The sequence below is a fragment of the Paenibacillus sp. IHBB 3054 genome, assembly GCF_051594305.1.
Taxonomy (GTDB): domain Bacteria; phylum Bacillota; class Bacilli; order Paenibacillales; family Paenibacillaceae; genus Paenibacillus_AQ.
In genome coordinates this window covers 1-11,960 of the sequence record NZ_JBOFBG010000070.1, presented here as the reverse complement: position 1 = coordinate 11,960, position 11,960 = coordinate 1, and the positions used below count along the sequence as shown (strand labels likewise).

Here is an 11,960-nt window from a genome sequence, read left to right as displayed (position 1 = left end):
GTCGCTCAAATGTATGAGCGACTTAAAAAGTATAATAGTGATTACAATCTATTCTGTCAGAACACATACATTATTGTTAAGTTACTCACATTAATGTTTAGTAACTAACTTTAATGTCATTCTACACAAAGAATTCTTATCAAACCCTCTATTATTCCACCGTAACGCTCTTCGCCAGGTTACGTGGTTTATCCACATCGTGGCCCAGGGCCAGCGAAGCATAGTAAGCCAGCAATTGCAGCGTTACTACGGACAAAGCAGATGTCAGCAGCGGCAGGGACTTAGGAATCACGAATGCCTGATCTACCGATCTCAGCAGGTCGGTTACATGCTCTTCATGAGTGATTGCCAGCACGTCTGCGCCGCGGGCTTTCACTTCTTTGATGTTGCTGACGGTTTTCTCCAGAACAGATTCCTGGGTGGCCAAGGCAATGACTGGAACGCCTTCTTCGATCAGTGCCAGGGTACCATGCTTCAGTTCACCCGCAGCATAAGCTTCGGAGTGAATGTAGGAGATTTCTTTCAGCTTCAGCGAGCCTTCCTGAGCTACCGCATAGTCTACGCCGCGGCCGATGAAGAACAGGTGTTTGTGCTCGGAGATTTGCTCAGCATAGGTTTTGATGGCTTCTTTCTGTGCCAGAATCTCTTCCACTTGCTCAGGCAGTGACTGCATAGCGGCGAGAATCTCGGCAACCTGTGCTTCACTTTGTGTTTCGCGTACTTCAGCCAGATACAGACCAAACAAAGTGAACGCGATAATCTGCGAAGTATATGCCTTAGTGGACGCTACAGCGATTTCCGGTCCAGCCAGTGTCACAAGCACGTCATTGGCTTCACGGGCGATGGAGCTGCCCACTACGTTGGTGATTGCCAGTACATGCGCACCGTTTGCTTGACCTTCACGCAAAGCAGCCAGTGTATCAGCAGTCTCACCAGATTGGCTGACTACGATGACCAGTGTTTCCGGTGTTACGATTGGTGAACGGTAACGGTATTCCGATGCGATATCGTTCTCTACCGGGATACGCACCAGGGATTCAATCAGGCTGCGTCCAACCAGACCCGCATTGTAGGCTGTACCGCAAGCAACGATCTGGATGTTGCGGATATTCTTGATTTGCTCAACGGTCAGGTTCAGCTCCGGCAGAATAACCTTGTTGCCTTCGGCATTCATGCGGCCACGCATAGTGTCGCGGTAAGCCTTAGGCTGCTCGTGAATTTCTTTCAGCATGAAATGCTCATAACCGCCTTTTTCTGCGGTAACTGCATCCCAATCGACAGTAATCATTTCCCGAGAAATAAAATTGCCTTCAATCGTCATCAGTTCGACAGCATCCCGTGTCAATACAGCCATTTCGCCGTCGTTCAAAATATATACGTTGCGGGTGTATTCCAGCAGTGCCGGAATATCAGACCCGATAAAGTTTTCGCCTTCGCCAAGGCCGATAATCAGCGGGCTGGCTTGACGCACAGCTACCAATTTATCCGGCTCATATTCAGTCAGAACACCCAGTGCAAACGCACCGCGCATGAAAGTGATCGCTTTTTGAACAGCTTTTACGATATCTCCTTCATATTCACGGGCGATCAGGTGGGAAATAACCTCTGTATCTGTTTCGGAAGTGAAGTGGCATCCGCCGGCAATCAGCTCTTCTTTAAGGTCCAGGTAGTTTTCGACAATCCCGTTGTGAACTACCGAGAACTTCTGGCTTTCATCGGTGTGAGGATGGGAGTTCTCATCAGAAGGTTTACCATGAGTCGCCCAGCGGGTGTGCCCGATTCCGGCACTTCCTGTCAGCGGAGTGGTTTCAAGTCTCGACTCCAGGTTTGCCATACGGCCCTGAGCCTTCACGACCTGCAGTCCTTCCTTGGTAAATACGGCAATACCTGCCGAATCATAACCACGGTACTCCAGCTTCTTCAATCCTTCAACCAAGATCCCCTGCGAATTCTGATTACCAATATATCCTACAATACCACACATTATATTTTCCTCCGTCCATTTTATCGTAATGTGGGCGGCATAAGGAAAGAAACGTGCCGTGCGGCATGTTACTTGAGAAAAAGCAAATATTCTGTTGTAGTCATAAGTCCAACAAAATAAACCTGTCACCTGCTAGGTGTTCATGAAATGCACAGTCTTCTCCTCTGCCGCAGCAGACCTCTATTTACTTTCCAGATAGCGCATACCCATGAAATAACATTTCTAATTTGCACCCATAGTCGCGTTGTAAGAGTGGTCGCCCGCTCATTTTCCGCTTCCATTTACGGCTCTGGTGCATCACCGGGAGGTCCCCGCCGAACATTTCGAACGCCTCCACCTCGTCAGCTTACATCTGCCGTGATCCGTTCAAGCCTTGCCCTGATTGGCATCTTGCAGGCTTTCCCTTCTCCCCCGCGCAAGATCAAGCTCTGGCGCTTGCTATTGCTGTAACCTTACTATCCCCGCTTTCCTTCTGGAATGACACTTAATCATTATATGCACCTTACATCACTTTGGCAATGCTATAACTCGTGAAACCTTTTGGAACGCTTCAACAAACTGGGTATATTGATCAGGAAGCCGGTGAATAAATCTGTCGATTGCATCCACCAGCTGCCAGTAGAAATAACAAATTAGACCAATTCGCGCTGTACTACATCAACAATCTGACCGACAAAAAGATCCAGTTCAGCCTTATTCGGTCCTTCCGCCATTACACGGATCAGCGGTTCGGTTCCGGAAGGACGTACCAGCACACGGCCATTATCGCCAAGCTTGCCTTCCACCTCATTTATCGCTGCTTCAATTGCCGGATTGTTAGGGTAGTTGGTCTTATCCTGCACACGTACATTCACAAGCACCTGCGGATATTTGGTCATCATCGATTTCAGCGCACTCAGCTTCTTCCCTGAGGCCTTCATCGTATCCACCAGCTGAATCGCCGTGAGAATGCCGTCTCCGGTTGTATTATAATCGAGGAAAATGACATGCCCGGACTGCTCTCCGCCCAGGTTGTATCCTCCGCGGCGCATTTCTTCCATCACGTAACGGTCGCCGACAGCTGTCTTGGCTGTATTCAGCGATAATTTCTCAGTCGCTTTGTAGAAACCGATGTTACTCATTACTGTAGAGACAATAGTTCCATCCTTCAGCTTACCTGCACGGTTCATGGCATCTCCACAGATGCAAAGGATAAAATCACCGTCAACCTCGTCGCCCTTCTCGTCGATGGCAATCAAGCGGTCGGCATCGCCGTCAAAGGCAAGTCCTAAATCCGCACCTTGGCGCAGTACTTCCTCACGCAAAGTTTCAGGGTGGGTGGAACCGAAGCCATCATTAATGTTCAGCCCGTCAGGCTCTGCTCCAATGGCAATGACCTCGGCGCCAAGCTCTCTGAATAGCCGCGGGGCCAGCTCATACGCTGCACCGTGTGCGCAATCAAGCACCACTTTGATTCCTTTGAAGCTTTGGGAAATGGTTGTCTTCAAATATTCCAGATAAAGATATTTAGCATCGTTATCTACCGTAACTGTACCTAAGCCAGATCCAACAGGACGGGGCAGCTCATCCTTCTCCGCATCCATCAGTTCTTCAATCCGCAGTTCCGTCTCGTCAGTCAGCTTGAAGCCGTCTCCGCCAAAAAATTTAATGCCGTTATCCTCCACCGGATTATGTGACGCAGAGATCATGACGCCCGCATCGGCCTTAAGCAATCTTGTAATATATGCAACAGCAGGTGTACTCACTACACCCAGACGTATAACATGGGCCCCAATGGACAACAGGCCGGCTACAAGCGCCGATTCAAGCAATGGACCGGAAATCCGTGTATCCATCCCTATGACTACCTTAGGCTTCTCTACGTTACCCGCAAGCACATACCCTCCGCAGCGGCCAATACTGTAGGCCATTTCTGCTGTTAATTCCCGGTTTGCAACTCCGCGTACACCATCTGTTCCGAAATACTTACCCATCTTTATTTCTCCTTTGATTACGCTGGTTCAGCTTAATGAATTATTGTATGAAAGTTTAATTATTCCGTGTACCAAAATACATCTAAATAGACGTATTCCAGTTTAAAAAGTTACGTTCCGCCTGTGCTTCCGGCATTATTGCTATTCCCGTTGCCAGTGGGGATACTGCTGCTCTCTGCCGTACTCTCAGTCGGGGAAGGTGTGGGCGTGGCTGCACTATCGCCGTTGTGAGAGGGGGAGGGCTCGGCAGTAATTTCTTCACCGGCAGCGGGCTCAGAACTCGGCTCAGGGGTGACTGCCGTCTCGGTAGCTGGCGCCTCCGAACTTTCTGGCGTTGAAGGTACTTGCAGATCCACTGTTGCTGTAAGCGGCTGAGCGGAATTCACCAGCGCGATGAACCTTGGCAGTGAGACCTGAAGGGATACCTGATGAATGCCGGCGGCATAACCGCCGACATCCGCGACCACACTGATATTGTCCTTATCTAGTTGATCCAGCAGGGTAGGTGCCCCGGATACAGTCAATGATACAGTTTTGTTGGATGGATCCGTCATCAGGGCTGTAAGTCCGTTGGCCACCCCTTCCAGCTTAATGGGAACCGCCTCAATCGTCCGCTGGGCAATTTCTGCGGTCGTCACCGACACCTTCACCGTTCCCGGCTCGACCTTCGTGGCTCCCTCAGGAGGCTTAAGCTCGAGTGGCAGCTGCTGTGTACCCGCAGAAGTGATAGAACTTAAATCCAGGGTCGCCTCATAGGAGGACAACCCTGCCAGCACCTCCTTGTTCCCAAACACATTCACCGCATCGACCTCAGGAGTTACCCTGGATACGACGAGGGAGCCCGGAAGCTGACCGCTGAAGCTGATATCCAGCGGCAAGCTTTTGAAAGGCAGGGTGATCGGCAGTTCCACAGATACGGAAGCAGGCTCGATCACTGCATCTTCTATTTCCTTACCGCTGCTGTCATAGGCATACAACTTTAGTTTCTTCTCTTTGAAGGTTTCACTTTCGCCATCCAGCTCGATGATCCCCTGCACCTTAGCCACCCTGCTCAGCTCGCTGTCAGCCAGCGTAACCTCAGCCGTCTCCGGCTGAATCACCGGGGTGCCGACCTGATAGCCCGCCGCCGGCTCGCCCTTCGTACTTATTGTGACCGGAAATGACTTTGTAGTCCGCAGTTCCACATGCACGTTCACTTGTTTAGGCTCCATGGATTCATACATCACCCCGCTGGGCAGCGAATAATTTAGCGGCAGCGTTGTATCCCCGGGCTGTAATCCGCTTAAATCCACCGAAACCTTATAGGCATCCGACAACTTAAAGTTAAGGTCGGATCTTTTGCCCCGAACCTCCAGCCTTACGCTGTCAACGTCCATGGTGTAGATATACTTTTCGTCATCAAATCCGCTTCTCGCTATCTTAACATTCTCAATGATTTTCGATTCAGTATTAACCGTAGTCTGGTTCGTAGGCTCCGTATCCACATGTACAATGGTCCATAAAATCACACCGAAGACAAGTGCAAGAATTTTGTTGAAGTTGTTGTTCTTCATCCACTTATCCATTGCTCTTGCCCCCTCTCCGTTTCCAGAAGGCAGAACTTTTCTCCTTCAGCGGGGAAGTCGCACTAAGCTCCTGGTGCAGCTTTGAGATGAGCGATTCTTCCTTAATGTCTCTCACAATTTGCCCGTTAATCGCCAGTGAAATTTGCCCGGTCTCTTCGGAGACCACAACAGACACAGAATCCGCGACTTCGCTGATCCCAATGGCCGCCCGGTGACGTGTCCCCAGTTCCTTGCTGATGAACGGATTCTCCGACAACGGCAAATAACAGGCAGCGGCGGCGATTTGACCATCCTGCATAATCAGCGCACCGTCATGCAGCGGGGTGTTGGGAATGAAAATATTGATCAGCAGCTCAGAGCTGACAACAGAACGCATCGGAATGCCAGATTCAGTAAATTCATTAAGTCCAGTCGCCCTTTCGAAGACAATTAAGGCCCCTATCTTTCGCTGGGATAAATAATTCATGGCTTTAATGACTTCGCCGATTAATTTACTGACTTCCTCATCATTCTCCGAGGTTCGTCCAAAAAATTTCCCCCGTCCAAGCTGCTCCAGTCCCCTTCGCAGTTCAGGCTGAAAGATAATAAAGATCGCAAAGATCCCAAAGGTATAAATCTGATTCATCAGCCATTTCAGGGTATACAAATCCAGCAGGGTGCTCAGCGCCCAAATAATAACCAGCACCAATATTCCCTTCAGGAGTTGAACCGCCCGCGTTCCGCGAACCATATTGAGCACTTTATAAATAATATAACTGACAATCAGGATATCGATTATATCTTTAATGGACTCTTTCCATGTAAGGTCAGTAAAATAACTCATTGCCTAAAACCCCCGTCATTTCATATTAGCTGGGTTTATGTAAAATGTCTGTAAGTTCTGTATCAATATCTAGGTTATAACGTTCACGCTCAGGTTGCAAGTTTAGGTCGTTGGGGTTTTATGTTTTAGACGTTTAAAGACAACAAAAAAGCGCCATCTTTCCGGAAAAAGAGGCGCAAATGAGTTTTCTGCTAAAAGCAACCATATCTAATTAACGGTAGGCAACTTCAGAGAACATGTTCGTCACTTTATACCAGAGCCAACTTACCGCTTGGTCTATGCTTTTGACTTGCCCGGAAATATGAGCGGTTGAAGCCTTGTACAGAGTGCCGTCGATCACAGTCACATTGCCGTTGACTTCCCCATATACTTGAGTTTTACCGTTCTCCACCGTAAGATCGCCGGAAATGATTTTGCCGGAAGGTACGATAACCGTATCTCCTTTGATGACAACCTGGTCGAGGTCGCTTCCTCTGACTACAAGCTGTCTATCCTGATTCCAAAAAGTAACGGAGCTCATCAACATCACAAAAATAAACAAGGACGCCGCAGTAAGCGCGGGATGTCGCTTGATCCAGGTGATAAACGCTCTTTCCTTCTTGGATTTCGGTAATGAATTCATAATCCGGCCTACAAGATCCTCCGAGGCAACAGGGTTCTGGTGCATCAGCGAGAACATCAGCATATCGGTCTGTTCCAATTCTTTGAACTTCGCACGGCAATCCGGACAGGATAGAAGATGCTCCTTCAATTCCCTCTGCTGCAGTTCGGGCAAGTCGTCATCCAGGTAGTCGTGCATCATAGAGACGGCCAGTTTGCATTCCATAGGAGCCAATCCTTTCATGAGTGCTATTTAATTATTTCAAAACAAAGAGACAGGGCGCATAAGACTTGCTTAACTTACATACGTCGCTCCCTGAAGGACGTTTCATAAAAATAAATCTATTTTTACATTTTAGGGCCTAATTTTTTACGTAAAAATTCACGTCCGCGGTGAACCCGTGTCTTGATCGTCGTTACGGGCATATCCAGCACATCACTGATCTCCTGAAGCGACAAATCCTGCAAATAACGCAAAATCATCACGGACCTGTATTTGACGGGCAAACTGTCGATGGCCTCATAAATCAGCGACTGTGTTTCAGAGAGCAAAAGCTCTGTCTCCGGTGTTACATTGTCGCTGGGGATCATCGAATAGCCGTCAATACCTTCCTGATCGTTCATCTCGGCATCCAGCGAATACGTTGGTTTGCGCTTGCGCAGCCTATCAATGCAGAGGTTCGTGCCAATCCGGTAAATCCAGGTTGAGAACTTCTGTTTATCATCATAACGGTCTAAATTTCGATACACACGCAAAAAAGTCTCCTGAACGATATCCTCCGCTTCATGGCGGTTGTTCAGCATCCGGTAAGCCAGATGATATATCTTGTCTTTATATAGTTCCACAAGCTCGGCAAATGCCCTTTGGTCGCCTTTCAAGGCGAGCTTTGTCAATCTGCCTTCCAAATTCTCCACCTGTTAACTCCCCCAGACTTGCCGCCCTTGGTATTTCATCTCTTGAATGTCCACGGTACAAGCATTTAAATCGTAATTCATGTTCCGGCAAAAATCAAGGATTGTATTGTTACCTATAGGTATATTGGGCAAAATCCACGCATTGCTAAGCGGTGATTAATCGCAGCTGCGAGAAACATTTGGACTTCCGGTCGCTGTTATTGTCAGATTCCCTGATTTGAACCGCTGGCAGCGGTAGGAATCTGACAATAAAGGCGATCGCTACCGCTCCTACAGTTCCAAATTTTCTCTTCGCTGCTCCATCATCGGTATTAGCATGCCATGTAATTCAGCCCAAATTACATTTCGGCAACAAAGGCTGAGAGGCATAAGGCCGGAAGCTCAATAACGGCAGCTTCAGCTAATGCAAAGGGAACAAGATCCGGTTCTCTTGCCGGGCCCTTAAGGCCGGCTACATAGAAACACAAAAACCCGTCCGGCCTCCATACCAGAGGCGGACGGGTTTGAAGGAAGCGGCTTTGCCGGCTTCGAAAGATCAACGACTAAGAGATTGACATCATGAATATTAACTACAGTAGATCAACTTCAAAGATATGCTTCTTGAAGATCAAATATTGCAAACCATCAAGTCAGATCAGAGTATCAGCCCGTGTTCCGCAGACCGGCGGCAATACCATTGATCGTGAGCAGCACCTCACGCAGCAGCTCGGCGTCATCGCCTTCAACCTCGCGAAGAGCTCTCAGCTCGGACAACAACTGCACCTGCAGATAGCTGAGTGGGTCAACGTATGGATTGCGCAGCCGGATAGATTCCTGGATCACAGGAACGTTATCCAAAATATCCTGCTGGCCGGTGATTTTGAGAATGAGTTCTGAGGTCAGCTTGAATTCGGCTTCGATCTGGCCGAATATCCGCTGGCGCGCTTCCTCATTCTTACCCATGCTTGCGTATTCCTTGGCGATAATCAGATCGGCCTTGGCAATAGCCATTTGCAGGGTGTCAATCAGCGTAGTAAAGAAGGAGAAGTTCTCATACATATGCTGCATGATCTTCAGGTTCTCTTCCTTATCCTCATAGAAGCTCTGGAGCCCTGTTCCAGCAGCATACCAGGCCGGGAGCAGATAACGGCTCTGCGTCCACGCAAACACCCATGGAATGGCGCGCAGATCCTCAAAACGGTCACTATTCTTACGCTTCGAAGGACGGGAACCGATATTGAGTTCTCCAACCTCAGGCAGCGGTGTTGATTCTTTGAAATAAGCAAAGAAATCCGGATCACGGAAGATCAGATCCTGATATTTGTTAAGCGAAACTTCGGAAATCCGGGCCACAATCTCTTCCCACTTGCTTTCGTACAGATCAGCCTCAGGCATTCTGGCATTAATAGCTGCCGTCACAAGCGCCGAGGTTGCCTGCTCCAAGCTGCGGTAAGCAATACCTTGCATCGAATACCGGGAAGAAATAACCTCACCCTGTTCCGTAATCTTGATGCCACCGCCAATGGTTGAGGCCGGTTGAGCAAGAATACTGCGGTTCAGCGGCATCCCGCCGCGTCCGAGCGCACCACCACGTCCGTGGAAGAATTTCAGCTTAATCCCGAATTCCTCTGCAGTAGCCGTAATTTGCTTCAATGCAACGCGCAATTCCCAGTTCGCGGTAACTACCCCGCCGTCTTTGTTGCTGTCCGAATAGCCAAGCATAATTTCCTGCACATCGCTCATCGCACTAACGGCATCACGGTAGATCGGCATACTAAGCAGTGTATGCATAATTTGTGGCGCATCATGTAAATCATCAATGGTCTCAAACAGCGGCACTGCCTGCAGTGTACATACGACAGTTCCATCATTATCTTTGCGGAACAAGCCGACTTCCTTCGCGAACACCATAACCTCTAAGATGTCGCTCGCTGCTTCAGCCATACTGATCAGATAACTGGTGATGCACTGCTTGCCGTATTCCTCCTGCGCAGTGAAGATCGTGCGGTACACCGCAAGACATTCCTCTGTGCTCTCACTGTAAGTCTGGTAAGGTGAAGTCAGCGGACGCGGATCATTCAGCAGATTCTCCAGAATTCGAATTTTTTCATTTTCCTCTAGTTTAGCGTAATCCTGCGTGATGTTCATTTTGGCCAAAATTTCTGTCATCGCATTTTCATGCTCCTGACTGTGCTGGCGAACATCCAGTGTAGCCGTGTGGAAGCCAAACAGCTCCACCTGGCGTATCAGCTTCTTAATGTAGGTATCCGCTACATAATCCGCATAGTGATGACGCAGACTGCGGTCTATCACGTTCAAATCATCTATGAATCGTTCTGGTGAGGAGTAGCGCTCAGGCGTACCCTTTTTCTCATCATCCAGCACGTTCTGTATCTTGGAGATCATGTAACTGAGTTTAATCCGGTAAGGCTCGTTGTCATTGCGCCAGGCATCAACCCGGTTAAGATTGATAATGTTGCGGTCCTGTTCAATGGAATCCACCAGTTCCTGCGTCACCTCAACGATGCTTGTACTAAAACTCAGGTACTGCATGAGTTCGCGCATGATACGCTGATATTCCCGGATAGCCAGCTTGCGCTGCAAGCGCAGCGTCTGCAGCGTAACCGCAGCAGTCACCGAAGGATTGCCGTCACGGTCCCCGCCGATCCATGAGCCAAAACGCAGATACGTCGGTACATGCCAGTTCTGGCCTGGATAGTATTTGCTCAGACATCGCTCAAGCTCTTGGTACACATCCGGCAATACTTGAAAAATCGTCTCATGGAAATAATACATTCCATTACGCACTTCATCGAGTACCGTAGGCTTGCGGTCACGCAGCTCATCGGTCTGCCACAACGTGATGACCTCGTTCAGCAGCTTCTCGCGTAACTGTTCGCGTTCCCGGAAGGTCAAGGTAGGATTATCCAATCCCATTACATCGTCGGAAATCCGTTTATGAATATCAAGGATCGCCCGGCGCATAGCTTCCGTAGGGTGAGCCGTCATGACCAGCTCTAGTGAGAGGCCATTCATGATTTCATGGACATCCTCATGGGAGAAGTCACGCTCGCGTAGTTCCTGAATAGCGCTTTCTATGGACCCGGGCTGTACAGTCTCCCCGGCTGAACGTTCATAGTCGCGTTTTCGGCGAATGCGGTGATTCTGTTCGGCGATATTCACCAATTGAAAATAGATGGCGAATGCCCGTATCACCAGGTGGCGATTCTCCGGATCCAGTGAATTAATTAGCTCCTTAAATTCATTGTGCAGTTCAGGCAAAAACAATGAGCGCAGCGATTTACTGGTCTCGCGGATCTTCTCCACGATTTCCAGCAATTCGTTACCGCCTTGATGAACCAAGACTTCGCCCAGAATATTCCCCAGGAACCGTACGTCCCGCCGCAGCAGATTGTTGGAGTTGCTTTTGCTAACGGTAGTCGTAAGTTCGGTCATGCTGCTCCCCCCATCCTCTTCCGGATCAATGTTCTTAACATTGTCTATTTGAAGCTTTCCACATATCATACAATAAAACCGCCCGGAAATCTTCAACTTATTGCGCTGTAAAGCGTCGCAGTAATTACGATTATACACCAATTTGGCGTTTTATACAGTCATAAAATACTTATTATATTGGCTGACTAACAGGGTATTTATGTAAAGACAATGGCTGGCATAAATTTATATAATCTATTCATATAAAGGACCATTAAAAATGGGGGTTTTCATTTCGTGGCATTATGAGGATTTCCTGACGCCCCAGCATTCTAATAACCAGACCCTGTTCAATCGAAACAGAACGGCTTGGATTGCCTAACCTTCCAAATACCTAAACCTATCATAAAGCACGGTCAGAAAGCCTTGAGCGAGTTCTCCTGCCACATCAAGCGGATGTTAGGTCCTTCCCGTCCCACAGCGCGTATAAACCCACTTGGGTTATGGAGAGCTTCACTATCACTCTATCATTCCCTTAAGTAAACAAAAAACTCCTACCGGAGTAAGAGTTAAATGTCAGCTGGTTAGCTGAGTATCGGGATGACACGATTTGAACATGCGACCCCCTGGTCCCAAACCAGGTGCTCTACCAAGCTGAGCTACATCCCGAAACTATGAAATTATGG

Annotated in this window: 7 protein-coding genes and 1 tRNA gene; all 8 read right to left on the bottom strand. The window is 48.6% G+C overall.

Annotated elements, in window-relative coordinates; all coding sequences use genetic code 11:
- Positions 1–151 precede the first annotated feature (151 nt).
- The 8 genes from glmS to ACQ76X_RS35100 all read right to left on the bottom strand — a co-directional run bounded on the left by glmS (position 152) and on the right by ACQ76X_RS35100 (position 11,943).
- Positions 152–1,984, bottom strand: a complete 1,833-nt coding sequence (gene glmS, locus ACQ76X_RS35135) for a glutamine--fructose-6-phosphate transaminase (isomerizing) (protein WP_438498509.1) — start codon at positions 1,982–1,984, stop codon at positions 152–154.
- A gap of 632 nt (positions 1,985–2,616) precedes the next feature.
- Entirely contained in the window at positions 2,617–3,957 is a 1,341-nt protein-coding gene (gene glmM / locus ACQ76X_RS35130; protein WP_438498507.1) for a phosphoglucosamine mutase, read from the bottom strand.
- Between the two features lie 110 nt (positions 3,958–4,067).
- Complete coding sequence (locus ACQ76X_RS35125; RefSeq protein ID WP_438498505.1) at positions 4,068–5,522, bottom strand: CdaR family protein; 1,455 nt, start codon at positions 5,520–5,522, stop codon at positions 4,068–4,070.
- Positions 5,515–6,345 carry a diadenylate cyclase CdaA gene (cdaA, locus tag ACQ76X_RS35120; protein ID WP_038596954.1) on the bottom strand — a complete coding sequence of 277 codons (831 nt, stop codon included), beginning with the start codon at positions 6,343–6,345 and terminating at the stop codon, positions 5,515–5,517. The genes ACQ76X_RS35125 and cdaA overlap by 8 nt, the downstream gene beginning before the upstream one ends.
- Positions 6,346–6,556: 211 nt before the next feature.
- Positions 6,557–7,171: a zf-HC2 domain-containing protein gene (locus ACQ76X_RS35115; RefSeq protein WP_038596956.1), complete on the bottom strand. Its 615-nt coding sequence runs from the start codon at positions 7,169–7,171 to the stop codon at positions 6,557–6,559.
- Between the two features lie 122 nt (positions 7,172–7,293).
- Positions 7,294–7,860, bottom strand: a complete 567-nt coding sequence (sigW, locus tag ACQ76X_RS35110) for an RNA polymerase sigma factor SigW (RefSeq protein ID WP_038596958.1) — start codon at positions 7,858–7,860, stop codon at positions 7,294–7,296.
- Positions 7,861–8,502: 642 nt separating this feature from the next.
- On the bottom strand, positions 8,503–11,295 hold the full coding sequence (gene ppc, locus ACQ76X_RS35105) for a phosphoenolpyruvate carboxylase (RefSeq protein WP_342440470.1): 2,793 nt from the start codon (positions 11,293–11,295) through the stop codon (positions 8,503–8,505).
- 574 nt (positions 11,296–11,869) lie between these two features.
- A tRNA-Pro gene (locus tag ACQ76X_RS35100) sits at positions 11,870–11,943 on the bottom strand.
- Between the last annotated feature and the right edge of the window lie 17 nt (positions 11,944–11,960).